General features: G+C 73.3%; 18 protein-coding genes. 7 read left to right on the top strand and 11 right to left on the bottom strand.

The window, feature by feature from the left end; translation table 11 throughout:
• Positions 1-5: 5 nt before the first annotated feature.
• The 5 genes from AB0M43_RS03785 to AB0M43_RS03765 form a co-directional block, all read right to left on the bottom strand.
• The gene (locus AB0M43_RS03785) at positions 6-1,589 is read right to left on the bottom strand and encodes a putative Ig domain-containing protein (RefSeq protein WP_363720841.1); all 1,584 of its coding nucleotides are present in this window, start codon (positions 1,587-1,589) and stop codon (positions 6-8) included.
• 234 nt (positions 1,590-1,823) lie between these two features.
• Positions 1,824-2,585 (bottom strand): sigma-70 family RNA polymerase sigma factor, encoded by a 762-nt coding sequence (locus AB0M43_RS03780; RefSeq protein WP_363720839.1) that lies wholly within the window; start codon positions 2,583-2,585, stop codon positions 1,824-1,826.
• A 175-nt stretch (positions 2,586-2,760) separates the two neighbouring features.
• Complete coding sequence (locus AB0M43_RS03775) at positions 2,761-3,462, bottom strand: GAF and ANTAR domain-containing protein (RefSeq protein ID WP_363720838.1); 702 nt, start codon at positions 3,460-3,462, stop codon at positions 2,761-2,763.
• Positions 3,463-3,498: 36 nt separating this feature from the next.
• Positions 3,499-4,188 carry a GAF and ANTAR domain-containing protein gene (locus AB0M43_RS03770; protein ID WP_363720836.1) on the bottom strand — a complete coding sequence of 230 codons (690 nt, stop codon included), beginning with the start codon at positions 4,186-4,188 and terminating at the stop codon, positions 3,499-3,501.
• A complete protein-coding gene (locus AB0M43_RS03765) occupies positions 4,185-5,156 on the bottom strand; it encodes an acyl-CoA desaturase (protein ID WP_363720958.1) in 972 nt (323 codons plus the stop codon). Before AB0M43_RS03765 ends, AB0M43_RS03770 begins: the two co-directional genes overlap by 4 nt.
• 438 nt (positions 5,157-5,594) lie before the next feature.
• On the opposite strand from AB0M43_RS03765, the gene AB0M43_RS03760 reads away from it, so the two are divergent.
• Both AB0M43_RS03760 and AB0M43_RS03755 read left to right on the top strand, forming a co-directional pair.
• Positions 5,595-6,797 carry a trypsin-like serine protease gene (locus tag AB0M43_RS03760; RefSeq protein ID WP_363720834.1) on the top strand — a complete coding sequence of 401 codons (1,203 nt, stop codon included), beginning with the start codon at positions 5,595-5,597 and terminating at the stop codon, positions 6,795-6,797.
• A gap of 349 nt (positions 6,798-7,146) precedes the next feature.
• Entirely contained in the window at positions 7,147-7,839 is a 693-nt protein-coding gene (locus tag AB0M43_RS03755; protein WP_363720832.1) for an MgtC/SapB family protein, read from the top strand.
• Between the two features lie 252 nt (positions 7,840-8,091).
• Here AB0M43_RS03755 and AB0M43_RS03750 read toward each other — a convergent pair whose 3' ends face one another.
• The 4 genes from AB0M43_RS03750 to AB0M43_RS03735 form a co-directional block, all read right to left on the bottom strand.
• On the bottom strand, positions 8,092-8,511 hold the full coding sequence (locus AB0M43_RS03750; RefSeq protein ID WP_363720830.1) for a VOC family protein: 420 nt from the start codon (positions 8,509-8,511) through the stop codon (positions 8,092-8,094).
• A complete protein-coding gene (locus AB0M43_RS03745; RefSeq protein WP_363720828.1) occupies positions 8,490-9,923 on the bottom strand; it encodes a histidine kinase in 1,434 nt (477 codons plus the stop codon). Before AB0M43_RS03745 ends, AB0M43_RS03750 begins: the two co-directional genes overlap by 22 nt.
• Before the next feature lie 260 nt (positions 9,924-10,183).
• Positions 10,184-10,834 carry a response regulator transcription factor gene (locus AB0M43_RS03740; RefSeq protein WP_363720826.1) on the bottom strand — a complete coding sequence of 217 codons (651 nt, stop codon included), beginning with the start codon at positions 10,832-10,834 and terminating at the stop codon, positions 10,184-10,186.
• Positions 10,835-11,100: 266 nt separating this feature from the next.
• Positions 11,101-11,430: a DHCW motif cupin fold protein gene (locus AB0M43_RS03735; protein ID WP_363720824.1), complete on the bottom strand. Its 330-nt coding sequence runs from the start codon at positions 11,428-11,430 to the stop codon at positions 11,101-11,103.
• A 41-nt stretch (positions 11,431-11,471) separates the two neighbouring features.
• Between AB0M43_RS03735 and pth2 the strand changes: the two genes are divergently transcribed.
• Together pth2 and AB0M43_RS03725 are read left to right on the top strand one after the other, a co-directional pair.
• On the top strand, positions 11,472-11,819 hold the full coding sequence (pth2, locus tag AB0M43_RS03730) for a peptidyl-tRNA hydrolase Pth2 (RefSeq protein ID WP_363720822.1): 348 nt from the start codon (positions 11,472-11,474) through the stop codon (positions 11,817-11,819).
• 361 nt (positions 11,820-12,180) lie between these two features.
• A complete protein-coding gene (locus AB0M43_RS03725; RefSeq protein ID WP_363720820.1) occupies positions 12,181-14,160 on the top strand; it encodes a M4 family metallopeptidase in 1,980 nt (659 codons plus the stop codon).
• A 296-nt stretch (positions 14,161-14,456) separates the two neighbouring features.
• Here AB0M43_RS03725 and AB0M43_RS03720 read toward each other — a convergent pair whose 3' ends face one another.
• Complete coding sequence (locus tag AB0M43_RS03720) at positions 14,457-14,855, bottom strand: CoA-binding protein (protein ID WP_363720818.1); 399 nt, start codon at positions 14,853-14,855, stop codon at positions 14,457-14,459.
• Positions 14,856-14,944: 89 nt separating this feature from the next.
• Between AB0M43_RS03720 and AB0M43_RS03715 the strand changes: the two genes are divergently transcribed.
• Positions 14,945-15,694, top strand: coding sequence for an alpha/beta hydrolase (locus tag AB0M43_RS03715; protein ID WP_363720816.1), 750 nt, complete (start codon positions 14,945-14,947; stop codon positions 15,692-15,694).
• Positions 15,695-15,828: 134 nt separating this feature from the next.
• On the top strand, positions 15,829-16,149 hold the full coding sequence (locus tag AB0M43_RS03710) for an NIPSNAP family protein (RefSeq protein WP_363720814.1): 321 nt from the start codon (positions 15,829-15,831) through the stop codon (positions 16,147-16,149).
• 44 nt (positions 16,150-16,193) lie between these two features.
• Here the strand turns inward: AB0M43_RS03710 and AB0M43_RS03705 are convergent, their stop codons facing one another.
• Positions 16,194-16,553, bottom strand: a complete 360-nt coding sequence (locus tag AB0M43_RS03705) for a cupin domain-containing protein (protein ID WP_363720812.1) — start codon at positions 16,551-16,553, stop codon at positions 16,194-16,196.
• A 200-nt stretch (positions 16,554-16,753) separates the two neighbouring features.
• Here AB0M43_RS03705 and AB0M43_RS03700 point away from each other — a divergent pair, with 200 nt between their 5' ends.
• On the top strand, positions 16,754-17,476 hold the full coding sequence (locus AB0M43_RS03700; RefSeq protein ID WP_363720810.1) for a hypothetical protein: 723 nt from the start codon (positions 16,754-16,756) through the stop codon (positions 17,474-17,476).
• The last annotated feature ends 30 nt before the right edge of the window (positions 17,477-17,506 follow it).

Here is a 17,506-nt window from a genome sequence, read left to right as displayed (position 1 = left end):
CCGGATCAGCTGACGTTCAGCGTCACGTCGTCGATGACGAAGTTCGTGACCAGGCTGGAGTCCTCGGTACCGGTGAACGTCAGGGTGACGGTCTGGCCGGCGTACGCGGACAGGTTGAAGGTCTTCTGGCTGTAGCCCGTGGCCTTGTTCAGGTTGCTGTAGCTGGCCAGGGTGGTCGAGCCGACCTTCACCGTGAGCTTGTCGTACTGCGTGGAGGTGGTGGTCTCCTTGGTGTCGATGTGCAGCCAGTACGACAGGGTGTAGGTGGAGCAGCCCGCCGGGACGGCCACCGACTGCGACACGGTGGTCGTGTTGGTGCTGCCCTTGCCGCCGAGCAGCGCGAGCTTGGTGCCGCCGTGCGCCGGCTGGGTGGTGGTGCCGGCCCGGATGACGCCGGTCGAGGCGGTCCACGGCGTGGCGGTGGTGGCCTCGAAGCCCGAGTTGCCGATCACCTGCGCGGCCGTGCAGCCGCCCGAGCCGCTGACGGTCCAGGTGAAGCTGGTCGTACCCGTCGCCTGGGTCGTGTCCTTGGCCGTGACCGTGACGTTCGAGGTGCCGGTCGCGGTCGGGGTGCCCGAGATCAGACCCGTCGAGGCGTTGATCGTCAGGCCGGCCGGCAGGCCCGTGGCCGAGTAGGTCAGGGTCTGGCCGGAGCCCGAGGAGGACGCCTGGATCTGCACGCTGTCGGCCACGTTGACCGTGGACGTCTGGTTACCCGGGTTGGTGACCGTGACCGTGTTGCCCGGGGTGCTGGCGCCGGTGAGCAGGCAACCGGGGACCGTCAGGTCGAGCACCCGCGCCGAGGTCAGGCACGTGGTGAACCAGTAGGTCTGCTGGCCGTAGCTCTGGTCGCGGTACGCGTGGGTGGTGCCGTCGGGGTCCACCTCGCACGGGTTGTTCAGCGTGCACATCGCGCCGTCCTCGTTACCGGTGTTGTTGACACCGATGACGTTGCGGGCGCTGTCCAGGATCGGGGAACCCGACGTGCCGCCGATCGTGGCACACGGCTCCGTGTACTTGATCGAGTCGTGCCACGTCCACGCGTCCTCGCGCAGGGTGGGCACGTACCCGGTGATCCCGCAGTTGTAGGTCGTCTTCCAGTAGCCCGACGGGATCGTGATCGCGATGCCGCTCACCGGGTGGGTGGGCGCGATCGTCATCGCCGTCACGCCGAAGCTGGTCTTGATCGAGGCGAAGGTCGTGTTCAGCTGGTACAGCGCGACGTCGGTGTTCGTCATCGTCGCGTAGATCAGCTTGTCGGCGCGGACCGTCCCCAGGCCGGTACCCGCGTCGTTGAGCAGCGTCCCCGAACGGGTGCTGGTCTTGTTCTGCAGCACCACGCCCGCGCCGGGCATGCCGCCCTCGTAGCAGTGGCCGTTCGTCAGCATCAGGGCCCGGTCGGAGTCCACCGAGTCCGGGTACCGCACGAGCGACGCCGAACAGTTGTTGAGCGCGATGGTCGCGTTGAGTCCGGTGGCCAGGACGCCCGGGGTCGCCGGGGCGGCGTTGGCGGGGGTGGCGGCGCCGCCGGCGATCACAGCCGCCGCGAGCAGGACCGCACCGAACCCGGTGACGAGTCGTTTGCGCATGGAAACTCCATGTGAGAGGGGTGACAGTAGACGGTCGACCATCAGGTGATAGCCCACCGTCGATGGCACTGTACTACTTAGCGAGCGTTCAGGGGACGCCCCTGACTGGCCGACCTGCGTGGACACCGGGCCGGGCGGCCCGGCGGCGGCCCGGCGGCGGCGCGGTGACCGGCCGTCCGGTCCGGGCACGCGGCGGTCGCGCGGGGACCGGCCGCCCGGCCCGGCCGCCCGTTCTCAGGCCGCGATCCCGGACCGCAACTGGTCCAGGGAACGCCTCAGCAGCCGGGACACCTGCATCTGGGAGATCCCGATCTCGGCGGCGATGCTGCTCTGGCTCATCTCGCGGGAGTACCGCATCCGCAGAATGCGCCGCTCCCGCGCCGGCAGCGCCTCGACCAGCGGCCCGAGGGCCAACCGGTCGTCCACCCCGGCGAAGCGCGGATCGACCTCGCCGAGGACCTCGCTGAGGTCGCCGTGCGCGTCGCCCGGGGGCACGTCCAGTGAGGCCAGCCGGTAGGAGTGCGTCGCGCCGAGGGCCGCGGCCACGGTGGGGACGTCGACCAGCAGGTGCGCGGCCAGTTCCCCAGGCGTGGGCTGCCGGCCGAGCCGATGGCCGAGGTCGGAGGTCGCGGTCAGGACGTGCCGGGACAGCTCCTGGACGGACCGGGGCACCCGGATGTCCCAGCAGGAGTCCCGGAAGTGCCGCTTGAGCGCGCCGAGGACGCAGGGCACGGCGTACCCGAGGAAGGGCACCTCCCGGTCCGGGTCGTACCCGTCGACTGCTCTGACCAGCGCGAGCGCGGCCACCTGGGCCAGGTCGTCACCGGGCTCGCCCCGGCCGGAGTAGCGCCGGGCCAGCTGGTGGGCCATCGGCAGGTTCTTCTCGATCACCCGGGCCCGCAGGGTCGCGCGGCGCGGGTCCCCCTCGGGCAGGCCGGCCCGTTCGGCGAGCAGGAGTTCGGAGGTCTGGCCGGTGGGGAACAGTCGGGTACTCATGAGGATCAACGCCCTTACGGGACACACCGCGGTCTGGTACGACACCCTGGAAGGGTGCCGTTGGTGCGACCGCGGGGTCCGGGCGGCGACGCGCCCGCGCGGGAACCGCCCGCGCGGAGAGCCTGTGTGTACCCTACGCCGGAATGCCCGCCCCGAACCGGATCGCCGGCCGTGTTCAGAGAACGGTCACGCCGTCGACCACCGAACGGGCGAGATCGGACAGCCCGAGGTTGCGGGACCGGGCCGTGTCCCGCAGCAGCGTGAACGCCTGGTCCATGTCCAGCCCCCGGCGCTCGGCGATCACACCCTTGGCCTGCTCGATGACGACCCGGCTGTTGAGCGCGGTCTGCAACTGCTCGGCGAGGGTCTCGCGGTGCCGGATCGCGCGGGCCTGCAACAGCCCGATGGTGGCCACGTCGGCCAGGGCCTGACCGAGCCGGATCGTGTCCGCGCCGAGGGCGCCGGGCTCCGTGTCGAACAGGTTGAGCGTCCCGATCATGTCGGCGCGCAGCCGCATCGGCAGCGCGTGCACCGCGGCGAACCCGACGGCGCGGGCCTCGGCCGCGAACCGGGGCCAGCGGTCGGCGACGGCGGACACGTCGGGCACGGCGATCGGCCGGCCGGTGTGGAAGCACTCCGGACACGGGCCCTCGTCGGTCTGGATCTGGAGCAGCTCCAGCATCCGGGTCTGCTCCGTGGACGCCGCCACCACCCGCAGCGCGCCACGCTGGTCGGTGAGCAGCACCCCCGCCGCCGCGACCCCCAGCACCTGGGCGCAGCGCACCGTCACCTGGTGCAGGAAGTCGAGGACGTCGAAGTCGTCGACCAGCGTGTCGGCCAGCTCGACGAACGTCTCGGCCAGCAGGTGCTCAGTCATCGTCGCCCACCTCGGTAGTCCTCTCGGCACAACGCCTCACCGTTCATTCTGGTCCTCCGGGGACGGTTCCGGCTCGAACCGCAGCCGCCGCCCGACGACGTCGCGGGCCACGTCCCGGAGCAGCCGGTCCTGGGCGTACGCGTGGGCCCGCAGCCGGGCGAACGCGACCTCGGCGCTCACCCCGAGCTGGGCGAGGACCATGCCGGTGGCCTGGTGCACCTGCGCGTCGTGCGCCGTCGGGTCGGGGGCGCCGGCCCGGGCCCCGTCGAGGAGCAGCGTGCCGGCCGCGTCGGCGTACGCCAGCGCGTCGGCGAGCTGTCCGGGGCTCAGCGGGCCGGGGCCGGCGCGGTACAGGTCCAGGACCCCCAGCCGGATCGCGCCGACCTGCAGGGGCAGCGCGAACACCGCCCGCGCCCCGCTGTCGAGGGCCGCCGGGGTGAACACCGGCCACCGGGCGGCGGTGGCACCCAGGTCGACGACGAGCACCGGGCCGCCGGTCGCCCACGCGTCCACGCACGGGCCCTCGCCGTACACGAGCTGCCACTCCTCCAGCGCCGCCGCGACCGGGTCGGTGGCGTGCACCGTGGACCGCCCGACGGTCATCCCCGCCCCGTCCACCCCCACGCCGGCCACGGCCGCCGCGCACACGTGCGCCACGGACACCACCTCGGCCCCCGCCTGGCGGGCGATCCGCACCCGGATCCGGGCCGCGCGCCCACCGGTCACGGGGCGGTCGGCGCTCCGCGGCCCACGGCGCGCAGGTGCCCCAGCGCCTGGCGGTAGGAGTCGACGATCCCGGTCTCCGCGTACGGGACGCCCAGCTCCGCGCAGTACGCCCGGACGATCGGCCGGGCCCGGCGCAGCGCCCCGCGCGGCATGCTCGGGAACAGGTGGTGCTCGATCTGGTAGTTCAGCCCGCCGAACAGCGCGTCGACCAGCCGGCCGCCCCGGATGTTGCGCGCGGTGAGGACCTGGCGGCGCAGGAAGTCCGTGTCGTCGTCCGCCGACAGGATCGGCATGCCCTTGTGGTTCGGGGCGAACGCGCAGCCCAGGTACACCCCGAACAGGCCCTGTTGGACGGCGGCGAAGGCCAGCGCCTTGCCCGGGGGCAGGACGAGGACGAGCGCGCCGACGTACCCGACCGCGTGCAGGGCGAGCAGCCCCGCCTCCAGCCCCCGCTGCCGGTAGCTCTTCCGGAGCACCGCGCGGACGCTGGCCACGTGCAGGGCCAGGCCCTCCAGGAGCAGCATGGGGAAGAACAGCTGCGCCTGGTACCGGGCGATCCGCAGCCCCAGCCCGCGCCGCCCCCGGGCCTGCGCCTCGGTGAACACGAGGGCCTCGCCGCCGATGTCGGGGTCGTGGCCCTCCTGGTTGGGGTGCGCGTGGTGCCGGTGGTGCTTGTCCACCCACCAGCCGAACGCGAGCCCGATCGCCAGGTTGCCGTGCGTCAGGCCCACCACCTGGTTGGCCCGCCGGGAACGGAAGATCTGCCGGTGCCCCGCCTCGTGCCCGAGGAACCCGGACTGGGTGAACACGAACGCCAGGAGCACGGCGACGGCCAGCTGCCACCACGAGTCGCCGAGCAGCGCGAACGCCGTCCAGCCGGCGACCATGAGCGCGGCGTTGACGGCGATCCGGACCGCGTACGGGCCCGGGCGGCGGTCGAGGAGGCCGGCGGCGCGGACCCGGTGCATCAGCTCGGCGTAGTCGCTGCCGGCGGGGTCGCGCCGGGCGGCGCCGGGGGTGGCCTGCCGGGGCGCCCGGTTGTCCGTGGCGCGGGGCGTCACCCGGCCGTCCGTGGCGCGGGGCGTCGCCCCGGGGGCGTGCGGGAGCGCCTGGCCCGTGGTGGCCTGGTCTGTGGTGTTCATGGGGAGCCGCCCTGCTGGGAGTGGTGCGCCTCCGCACGCGCGGAATGCAGCCACCGAGGTCTAGGGCGACACCCCGGAGTGTAGGCCCCCGCGAGCCGGCGCGCACCCGTGCCCCGGGGCCACCGGAGGACCCGCCCCCGTTTCCACACCTCGTGACAGAAACTGCGGTTGGCTGGCCCAAGACGGTTGAAAGGGGCTGTTCGCGGAGGTTTCTCCGACCATAGTCTCGCGCCACCACCCCGCCAAGGACATGGAAGGAGAACGGTGAGCACATCAACACGCTTCAGCGCCCTGCTCGGCCTCGCGGTCGTCGCGGCGCTGGTACCCCTCTCGGCGCTCGGTGCCGCACCCGCCGTCGGTGACGCGGTCACACCGGAGTCCCAGTACGTGACGCAAGGGCCCGGGATCGTCGGAGGTACGGAGGCGCACGTCGCCGACTACCCGTACGTCATCGTCGGCACCCGGGCGGGCGGCCCCCGACCCCAGGGCGCCTCCTGTACCGGGTCGGTCGTCGCCCCGCGCAAGATCCTGATCGCCGCGCACTGCAAGTACGCCGACGGGGAGAAGCGGTTCCTCTACGGGCTCGACAACTTCTCCAACCCGTCCGGCGGCACCTGGGTCGAGGTCCTCGACTACAAGGCGCACCCGAACTACAACTCCAACAACGGCTGGCAGACCGGCTGGGACGTCGCGGTCGTCACCGTGGACCGCGACATCCCGGTGCCGGCGGGGTACAAGTACCCCCGGGTCGCGGGTTCGGGCGACACCGCGCTCACCGAGGTCGGCAAGACGATCCACTTCGTCGGGTACGGCCGGATCGCGCTCGACGAGAACAACAGCAGCGTCCTCAAGCAGGCCGACTTCCCGATCCTGGCGGCCAGCCCGTGCAAGTCGATCCTGGGGACGTACAACGCGGAGTACATGGTCTGCGCCGGGTACTCCGACGGCCACGACAGCATCTGCCAGGGCGACAGCGGGGGAGGCGCGCTCGTGGACGGCGTGATCGTGGGAGTGTCCTCGTTCGTCAAGTCCGGCTGCAACGGGGTCGCGGGCTTCGGCCGGCTCACCAACGCCATGGGTGACTGGGCCAACCGGGAGATCAGCGGCACCGGCCCCGGCCCGTCGCCGACCCCGACCGCCCCGACCCCGACGCCCACGAAGCCGACCCCGACCCCGACGGGTGGCCCCGGTCAGGCGCCGACCGCGAGCATCTTCGCGTTCTGCCAGCAGTCGGCGTGCCAGTTCGACGGGCAGTACTCCCGGGACCCCGACGGCACGATCGTCGGCTACGCCTGGGACTTCGGCGACGGGGCCAGCGGGTCCGGCCGCCAGGTGAACCACGCCTACCCGGCGCGCGCCGGTACCTACACGGCGCGGTTGACCGTGACCGACAACTCGGGGCGGACCGGCACGGCCACCCGCGCGATCAGTTGCCAGCAGGTGGGGACGTTCCTGTTCTGCAACTGACCGACCAGGCCCGGAGGATGTCCCCCCGTCCTCCGGGCCGTCCGGCGTCCCGGGCCTCCGCGCGCCGGCGGCCGTCGACCTGCCGCTCGGTGGGGTCCGGTGCGTCCAGGATCGCCCAGCGGGCCGGTGGTCGTGGACCCGCCGGTCGGCGGGGGACCGGCGCGGCCGGGGTGGGTGAGACTGCCGGGCGGCGCACGCCGACGTGCGCTCTCCCGCCCACGTCAGGAGTCGGCGACATGCGACACCTCACCCCGCCGGCCACGCCGCCGATGCCCCACGACCGGGTCGTCACGACGTCCGGCTCCGCGCCCGACGCCACCGCCACCCGCCCCGGCCCCCGGCGGCGCGGATGATGACGCCGGCCAGCTTCGCGCTCGGGCTGACCACCGGCCTGGCCGCCGGCACCCTGATCGGCGTGGAGCGCCAGTGGCGGCAGCGCATGGCAGGCCTGCGCACCCACGCGCTCGTCGCGGCCGGCGCGGCGATGTTCGTCATGCTGTCCGGGGCGTTCGCGGACTCCTCGCCCAGCCGGGTCGCCGCCCAGGTCGTCTCCGGGGTCGGGTTCCTCGGCGCGGGCGTGATCATGCGCGACGGGTTCACCGTCACCGGCATCAACACCGCCGCGACCCTGTGGTGCTCGGCCGCCGTGGGCAGCCTGGCCGGCGCCCGCCAGTACGGCTACGCGCTCGCCGCCGGGGCCGCCGTCGTGGCCGTCAACGTCGTGCTCCGCGCCGCCGGCCGCCGGATCGACCGCGAACCCGGCTCGGGCGACGAGGTCTTCACCGGCTGGCGGGTCGAGACGACTCTGGTGCCGCCCGACGACGGCCGGGTCCGCACGGCGCTGCTGACCGCGCTGCGGACCGTCGACGGCGCCCGGGTCCGGGCCGTGGAGACCGTCCGGACGGACGGCACGATCCAGATCAGAGCCGATCTGACGGGTACGGCCGACACGGGCCCCGCACTCGACGCCGCCCTGTCCGGGATCTCCCGCGACCCGACGGTGACGGGCACCTCGTGGCGGCACCTCGCCGACCAGCCGTGACGGCCCCGGCCACCGGTGGCCCCGGTATGCCGGAACTGCGGCGCGGTGAGCGCCCGGGTGGGTTCCGATCGGCGGAGCCGCCCGGGGCCGGTCGCTCCGGCAGGACACGGGTCGGTGGCGCAACGACGGACCGATCCTCGGCGCGGGTGTCCGGCCAGGGCCGGCGGCGACGTGCCCGGACACTCGGAGCGCCCGGACGGTCCGGCTGGTGACGGCCCCGACCGGAGCACCGGGCGGCGGGTACCGGTGCGGTCAGAGCACCAGGTCGTCGTGCTCGTCGAAGATCCAGCCGTCCTCGTACAGCACCTCGAACAGGTGGCCGTCGGGGTCCGTGAAGTAGCCGTTGTGGCCCCACGCGTTGGCCCCCGCCGGCCGGGTCACCGTCGCGCCCAGCTCCTCGGCGCGCGCCATGACCTGGTACACCTCGTCGGCGCTGCGGGCCACGTACGCGAGCGCGAACCCGGCGAACCCGCCCGCCCCGTGGTCGGTGAGCCGGGCGTCGGCGGCGAACGCCTCCCGGGACTGGAACGCGACCGCGACCCCGCCCAGCTCGAACAGCGCGAACTCGTCGGACCCGGCGGCGGCGCGCTTCCAGCCCAGGGCCTCGTAGAAGGCCACGGAGCCGAGCACGTCGCGGACGCCGAGCAGGATCAGGTTGAGTCGTCGGCGCATGGTGGTTCTCCTGGTCGCGGTTGCGGGACGATCATCCTGCCACGGTCCGCGAGGGGCAGAGCGAGCCGGATGACGTAGCCGTCCCCGGTCGGGCCGGCCACCAACCGGCCGCCGAGCAGCGCGGCCCGCTCCCGCAGCCCCGACAGCCCATGCCCACCCCCGGGCAACTCCTCCGCCCCGGACCGCCACCCGCCCCCGGGCCCGTCGGGCTCCACGTCCCATCCGAACGGCCCGTGCCGGCTCCCGTCCCATCCGAACGGCCCGTGCCGGCTCCCGTCCCACCCGGTCGGCCCGTGCCGGTTCCCTTTCCAGCCGGCTTCCCACCCGGTGGGCCCGTGCGGCACGTACCTGTCTCCGGGCGAGCCGTTCCTCCTCTGGGGCGTTTGCCTGTCGGCCGACAGTCCGGTCGGCATGGGTGGCTGGGTTCCGGACGCGGACGGCCCGGGTGGTTCGGGGGAGCGGCGGGTGGGGGAGGTGTTGGTGACCGTGACGTGGAGTTCGTCGGCCGTGGTGGACACCGAGACGGTCGTCGCGGCCCCGGGCGCGTGCTTGCGGACATTGGTCAGGGCCTCCTGGACCGTCCGGTACGCGGCCCGCTGCTGCGCCTCGGGGACCCCTGCCGCGTCGGGCAGACCGCTGAGCACGGCCCCCTCGTGCTCGTCGACCAGCGCGGGCACGTCCGCGAGCCCCGCCTGGGGCACCGGCCCGGGGGTCAGCGGCGCGGTCGGACAGGCGCGCAGGACGCCGACCATGTGCCGCAGCTCCACCAGGGTCCGGGCGGCGCGGCGGCGGATTTCCTCGGCGGCCTCCCGGCCCGCGTCGTCAATCGCCCCGACCCGCCACGCGCCGGCCGTCACGGCGATGAGGCTGACCTGGTGGGACACCACGTCGTGCATCTCGCGGGCGAGCCGGGCGCGCTCGGTGGCCAGTACCCGCTGGGTGGTCCATTCCTGTTCGCGGGCCCGGCGTTCGGCCAGTTCGGCGAGGCGGTCGGTCAGTTCGGCGCGGGTCCGGACGGCCAGGCCCAGGGCGGTGGGCGCGCAGCCGGCGAGGACGCCGTAGATGACGGACCGGGCCAGCTCGTCGGGCGGCTGGGTGAACAGTTCGGCCGCCGGCCAGGGCAGGGCCGCGCCGAGGGCGACGACGCCGGTGGCCGCGTACAGCCACCTTCGGCGGTGCTCGGCGGTCGCGACGGCGTAGAGGGCGAACACGGCCGCCAGGACCGCCACGCCGGCGAACAGCCCGGGCAGTACCAGCAGCAGGGTGGTCCGGGGCCAACGGCGCCGCAGCGGGAGGACGGCGGCGGCCAGCAGCGAACAGGCGTAGACGGGATGTCCGCCGGCCGGGGCGGTGAGCAGCACGTCCGCCGCTGCCGTCGCGACCAGCGCCGCGTCGACCAGCCCGCGCCGCACCCCCGGCCCCGGACGGATGCCGGCTACCCGGCGGAACGCCCGTCCCGGGCCTGGGCCCGGCCGGGATGGTTGCCCCGGGTCGGATGCCGGTCCGGGGAGCCGCCAGAGGCGGGATGCGAGGCTGAGCGGCCACCTCGGGCCGTGTGCGACCCGGACTAGCGGCCCCGGGCCGGGTGTCTGGCTGAACTGCCACCTTGAGCCGGGTGCCCGGCGGGACGGCCGCAGGTCTGGGGACCTGGGTGTCCAGGACGGGCGGCGGGTCACGCCCCGCCGCGTTCGACGACGCCGGCCCTGTGCGCGATGCCGGCGGCCTGCACCCGGTTGACGGCGCGCAGCTTGACCAGCAGGGCGCTCACGTGGTCCTTGACCGTGCCGGACGCCAGGTACAGCCGGTCGGCGATCTCCGCGTTGGACAGGCCGGTCGCCAGGAGCGCCAGCACGTCGAGTTCCCGGCCGGACAGCTCCGCGACCCGGGCGCGCGCGGTGGGGCAGGGGCCCGACCGGAGGTACCCGTCGACCACCAGCGTCGCGACCTGCGGGGACAGCACCGTGCCCCCGGCGGCGAGCGCCCGGACGGCCGCGATCAGCTCGGCGGGCTCGGTGTCCTTCAGCAGGAAGCCGGACGCCCCGGACCGCAGCGCCTCGTGCACGTGCGCGTCCATGTCGAACGTGGTCAGCATCGCGACGGCGACCGGGGTGGTCAGCGCGCGCAACCTGCGCAGCAGGGTCAGGCCGTCCACATCGGGCATCCGGATGTCGACCAGCGCCACCCGGGGCCGGTGCCGCCGGGTCACCTCCACGGCCTCGGCGCCGGTCGCGGTCAGGACCTCGAAGTCGCCGGCCGACCCGAGGATCGCGCCGAGGCCCGAACGTACCAATGCCTCGTCGTCGACCACAAGCACTCGCACCACGTGTACCCCCTCAAGACACCTGATCATGTCGAGTGTCGGTCGTCGGGGGCCAGAGTCTGGGCTGTACAAGAGGCGCGAATCACACCGAACCGGCGGGTAGCCGCCCGCCGGTCGGGGGAAGCCGGCCCCGGCGGGAGCGGCACGGCTCGCGCCCGGCCCGTCGGTCCGGCCACGTAGACGCGGCAGCCCGCCCCGCGCCAGACGTCGCCGTGAGCGCCCCGGTCGGCGGACCGTCTCGGACCGCCGGACCCGCGCGCCGGGCCTCGCTAGTCGACGATGAACAGGCGCGCCCCGGTCACCGTGCTGGACCGGTGCGCCTCGGTGTCGTCGCCCACCTGGTAGCTGCTGCGGGCCTCCAGGGTCACCGTGCCGCCGCCCGCGAGCTCGGTGGTCAGCGTGCCCTCGAGTACCAGCAGAATGTGCCCTTTGTCGCACCAGTGGTCGGCGAGGTAGCCGGGGCTGTAGTCGACCACGCGCACCCGCACGTCGCCGAACCGCCGGGTCCGCCAGGTCGCGGTGCCGGTCGTGCCGGGGTGCTCCGTGGCCGGCACCCGCGCCCAGTCGGTCGTGCCGAACGGGACCGAGGTGATCATCATCCGGCCACCGTAGCGCGGGGGTCGCACCGTAGAGTCCGGTCGTGGCTCACAAACTCGTCGTCGTGGTGCGGACCGACCTCGCCATGGGCAAGGGCAAGATCGCGGCCCAGGCGGCGCACGCGGCGGTGGGCGCGGTCCTGCGCAACCTGGACTCACCGTTGCTGATGGACTGGCTGCGCGACGGCCAGCCGAAGGTCGTCCTGCGGGTGTCAGGCGCGGAGCAACTGGCCGAGGTGTGCGCGGCGGCCGAGGCGGCCGGGCTGCCCGTCGAGGTGATCCACGACGCGGGGCGGACCCAGGTGGATCCCGGGACGGCGACCTGCTGCGCCATCGGGCCGGCGGCGATCGCCGACATCGACGCGGTGGCCGGAACCCTGTCCCTGCTCTGACGGCGGCCGGCCCCGGCGGGCCGTAGCGCCCGCGCGCCGCCCGCGCCCGTCCCACCCGAGCCCGCGCCACTGTCACCCCGTCCGAGCAGGTGGGACGCCGGCCGCCCATCCCGTGGGACGGAAGAGGTCCAGAGTGGCCCGTGGGGCGGATGGGGCGTCCACAGGGGCTGGTCGACTGTCCGACCGATCGGACGCCTTTGTCACGCTCCGTGGCCTAATCCTGGGGAAACGCGGGGTGAACGTAACTCCACGGAGTTGGTGAGCGTCAATGTGTTTCACCTGTCTTTACTCAGGTTACGTGCGCTGTTATACATGCCCTCGTGACGCACGTCACGAACCCCTCAGTGAATGGGAGGCTCCGGTGAACAGATCTGTCGCCGCGGTGGGAACCGTGGTCTTGATCGCCGGAATGGCAGCAGGGGTCGCTTCGCTTGCGAATGCGGCACCGTCAATACCCAGTCAGAGCACGGCCATCGCGCAGGCGAACGCCGCCCTCGCGGCGAACCGTGACGCGATCCGTGGAGCGGACGGCGACGCGTACGCCGTCAACCGCACCATCATCGACAAGAACACCGGCGCGACGCACACGCGCTACACCCGGACCTACAAGGGGCTCGAGGTGCTCGGCGGTGACTTCGTCGTGCACAACGCGCCGGGTGGCTCGTTCTCCAGCGCGACGGTCGGGCTGAGCGCCGCGCTGCGGATCAGCACGACCCCGGGGATCACCGCCGACTCGGCGGCCTCCTCGGCGACCCGCGCGTTCTCGGGCAAGCTGGAGAAGGTGGCGACGCCGACCCTCGTGGTGGACGCCTCCGGTGACGGCGCGGCCGTCCTCGCGTACGAGGTCGAGATGTCGGGCATCAAGGCCGACCAGACCCCGAGCAACCTGCACGTGGTCGTCGACGCCAACACGGGCGCGATCCGTGGCGCGACCGACGACGTCAAGCACGTCACGGGCACGGGCAACAGCCTGTACCTGGGCCAGGTTCCGATCGACACGACCCAGTCGGGTAGCACGTACTCGATGGTCGACCCGGTCCGTGGCAACGGCACCACCTGTGACATGAACAACGGTTCGAGCACGTGTACGACGTTCACCGACCCCGACAACACCTGGGGCACGGGCGCGAACTCGAACCGGCAGTCGGCGGGTGTCGACGCGCACTACGGTGCCGCCGAGACGTTCGACTACTTCAAGAACGTGCACGGCCGCAACGGCATCTTCGGCAACGGCGCGGGCGTCAAGAGCCGGGTGCACTACGGCAACAACTACGTGAACGCGTTCTGGGACGGTACCCAGATGACGTACGGTGACGGCAACGGCAAGCCGCTGGTGTCCATCGACGTCGCGGGCCACGAGATGGGCCACGGCATCACCGAGAGCATCATCCCCGGTGGTCTGACCTACTCGGGCGAGTCCGGCGGCCTCAACGAGTCCGCCTCGGACATCTGGGGCAACATGGTGGAGTTCTACGCCGCCAACGCCTCGGACCCGGGCGACTACAACGTCGGTGAGAAGATCGACATCAACGGCAACGGCACCCCGCTGCGGTACATGTACGACCCGAAGAAGGACGGCTCGTCGAAGAACTGCTGGTACTCCGGTCTCGGCAGCATCGACGTGCACTACTCCTCGGGCGTCGGCAACCTGGCGTACTTCCTGCTGGCCGAGGGCAACGACTCCACCGAGTACGGCGTCGCCACGACCTGCAACGGCACCACGCTCGCGGGTATCGGCCGGTCCAAGGCCGAGAAGATCTGGTACCGGGCCATGGACGTCTACTTCACCAGCTCCACGAAGTACGTCACCTCCGGCACCAACGACGTCCGCGCCGCGACCCTCTCGGCGGCCACCGACCTGCACGGGCTGTGCTCCCCGGAGTACAAGGCCGTCCAGGCTGTGTGGACCGGTGTGACCGTCGCCGGTGAGGACGCCCCGTGTGGCGGCACCCCGACCGCCAGCCCGACCGCGACCTCGTCGCCGACCGGTGGCCCGAACTGTGCCGCCGTCACCAACGGCACCGACGTCGCGATCCCGGACAACACCACGGTGTACAGCAACGTCACCGTGGCCGGCTGCGCCGGCAACGCCTCGGCCACCTCCAAGGTCGAGGTGCACATCGTGCACACCTACATCGGTGACCTGGTCGTCAGCCTCGTCGCTCCGGACGGTTCGGCCTACGTGCTGCACAACCGCGCCGGCGGCAGCGCCGACAACATCAACCAGACCTACACCGTGAACCTGTCCACCGAGGCCAAGAACGGCACCTGGCGCCTGCGCGTCCAGGACGCGGCCTCCGCGGACACCGGCAAGATCGACACCTGGACGCTCACCCTCTAGGTATCGCGTTCGTCGAGGGGCCGGTCGCCATCAGGCGGCCGGCCCTTCCCGTGCGCGCGACAGTGGCGCACGGGACCACCGTGCGCGCGACGACGGCCGCCAGGCCCGCTTCCATCGGGTCGGGCGACTGCCGCCGGGCACACTCCGGTGGCGGCACCAGCCCCGTGGTCGGGGCACCATGGGCCGGGCGGCTGCCGGCGGACACACTCCGGTAGCGGCTTCCGCCCCGTGATCGGGGGACTCCGGGGTCAGGCCGTGGCGCCGGTACCCCTCGAGGCCGGGTTTCTGGGGGTTCGTCAGGCCGGTCGGGGGCCGTGCGCGCGCCACTCGATCGCGGGGCAGCGGTCCATCACCACGGTGAGCCCCGCGGCCCGGGCCCGGGCGGCCGCCTCCTCGTCGATCACGCCGAGTTGCAGCCACACGACCTTCGCGCCGATCGCGATCGCCTCGTCCACGTGCGCCCCGGCCTCGGTGGAACGGCGGAAAATATCCACGACATCGACGGGTACCGGGATGTCCGCCAGCCGCGCGAACCCCGGCCGGCCGTGCACCTCCTCGCCGGCGGGGTTGACCGGGAGCACCTCGCGGCCGTGGTCGAGCAGGAAGCGGGCCACCCCGTGCGCGGGGCGGTGCGGGTGGTCGGTGAGGCCGACGACGGCCCAGGTCTTCAGCGCGAGAATCTCGGCGATCTCCATCGCACCATTGTGCTCCGGGCCGTCGCGACCGACCCGGCCGGTGGGGAACCCGATCGACGGTGCGGTGGCGGCTGGCTATCCTCGGTGCCGTGACGCTCAGTTATGACGAGGCCGGTACCGGCCCGACCCTGGTCCTGCTGCACTCCGGCGTGTGCGACCGACGGATGTGGGCCCCGCAGTGGGAGCCCCTCCTCGACGCCGGCTTCCGCGTGGTCCGCGTCGACCTGCCCGGATTCGGGGACTCCCCGGCCCCGGCACCCGGCTACAACGAGGCCGAGGAGGTCGCCGCGCTCCTCGGCGGGCTCGGGGTGGCCGACGCCGCGCTGGTCGGCTCGTCCTACGGCGGCCGGATCGCCCAGGAGGTCGCCGCGCGCTGGCCGGACCGGGTGACCACCCTGGCCCTGCTGTGCGCCGCCCGGGCCGGTCGCGCGCCGTCACCGGCGCTGCGGGCCTTCTACGACGCGGAGGAGGCGGCCCTCGCGGCGGGCGACCTCGACGCGGCCGTCGAGTGCAACATGGCCACCTGGGTCGGCCCGGACGCCGACGAACCGACCCGCGCGCTGGTCCGGACGATGTGCCGGCACGGCCTGTCCCGGGAACTGGCGGCGGGGGAGTACCAGCCCCGGGCCGAGCCCGTCGACGTCACCGCGATCACGGCCCGGACCCTGGTGGTCTCCGGCGGGCACGACCTGGTCGACTTCCAGGACATCGCCGTCGAACTGGCCGGGCTGGTCCCGGACGTGCGGCACGTGGCGCTGCCGTGGGCCGGGCACTTCCCGAGCCTGGAGCGCCCGGCGGAGACCACGGCACTCCTGCTGGACTTCCTCCGCGCGTCCTGACCAGGACACGCCGTTCTGACCGGGTACGCCCGTCCTGACGGGACACGCGAGCCCTGACCGGGACACGCCCGTCCCGACCGCTGGCTCCGCGCGTCCTGACACAGGATGTCAGGGAAGCCGGGCATGCTGGGCCGATGAGCATTCTCGAGATCCGCGGGTACCAGCTGCGCCCCGGTGTCCGCGACACCTTCGACCGGGTCTTCCGGGAGCGGATCCGCCCCGTGTCCGACGGGTACGGCATCGACGTCGTCCGCGCGGGCCCGTCCCTGGACGACGCCGACGGGTACGTGCTGATCCGCGCGTTCGCGTCCCTGGAGGCGCGCGCGCGGCAGAAGGACGCGTTCTACGGGGGGCCGGAGTGGCTCGGCGGCCTGGAGGACGAGGTGATGGCCATGATCGCGTCGTACCACACGACGGTGATCGAGGTGGACCGCACCGAGGACCTCCGGGGCTGAGCGCCGGGCCGCCCGGGCCGGACCGGCGGCCCCGCGCCACGGGGTCACCGCTTGGCGTACCCGGAGATCTCCCCGAAGTCGAGCATCACGCACGCCCCGTCACCGAGCACCTCGGCGTCGTGCCCCGGCGGGATCGCGACGACGTGGCCGGGCGTCAGGTCGTACTCGCTGCCGTCGTCCATGAAGACCCGCATCCGGCCCTCCAGCACGTAGCCCAGGTGCGAGACCTGACAGGACTCGGTCCCCGCGATCGGCTTGACGTCGTTCGACCAGCGCCAGCCCGGCTCGAACTGGCCGCGCGCCACCGGACGGTCGCCCATCATCAGGACGTCCGCGTGCCCGTGCCCCTCGAACATCCGGGTCTCGTCGGGCTTGTCGAAGCTCTTGTTCAGCAGTTCGGACATGGTGACCACCTCTTCCACGCTGAGCGCAGGCGCGTTCCCCCTGAGCGTAGGCACGCCGCGACGCCCGGGGCCGGGCTTTGCGGAGCCCGGACAGCGGACACCGGGCGCGGTCGGGCGACGACCTCCGTTCCCCGGCGGGCCGACGGCGCGCGTCATAGGATCCGGGATGGAGCGGCCCGGGCGGCGTGCTGGAGGAAGCCATGTCTTTCGTGCAGATCATCACGTTCAGCACCGACCGGGTGGACGAGTTCCGCCGGCTGGAGGCCGGGTGGTGGGCGGCCACCGAGGGCAGGCGCACCCTGCTCCGGGACGAGCTCTACGCCGACCGGGACGCCCCGGGCCGCTACGTCGCGGTCAACGAGTTCGCCTCCTACGAGTCGGCCATGGTCAACTCCGGCCTGCCCGAGACGGACGAGGCCGCCCGCCGGCTCGCCGGGCTGTGCACCGGGCCGGTCACGTTCACCAACCTCGACCGGGTCGAGGGCCGGCACCGCCCGAGCCTGGCGGACCTGACCTTCCTGCACGAGCTGTGCGACGCGACGGGCCTGGTCGAGCGGCTCGCCGCGTACCTGGAGACCAACGCGCCCCGCCCCGGACTGTTCGCGCCCGACGCCGTCCTGGACGTGCACCTGCCCCGGGCGCACCGCCCGCCGGCCGGCGTCGCGGACCTGACCGGGCTGCTCGCCGGGGACGCGCCCGCCGGCCGGCATCTGACGGAACGGCACTGGACGCCGACCGCCGACGGGTTCGTGCTCCGCTGGGCCGGGCGGACCGCCGACGCGCCGGGCCGGCCGGGGCACGAGGAGAACGGCATGCTGCTGGCGGAGGTCCGCGACGGCGGGATCGGCCGCCTGACCGGCTATTTCTCCGGGGACACCGAGGCACGGAGCGCCGCCGACATGGCGGGCACCGCGCGCCCGTAGGCCCCGGTGAGCCCGTCCGGCGGGGCAGGC

Source organism: Longispora sp. NPDC051575, from assembly GCF_040681875.1.
Lineage (GTDB): Bacteria > Actinomycetota > Actinomycetes > Mycobacteriales > Micromonosporaceae > Longispora.
The sequence above is the reverse complement of the archived record's forward strand: the minus strand, read 5'-3'. Positions and strand labels throughout refer to the sequence as shown.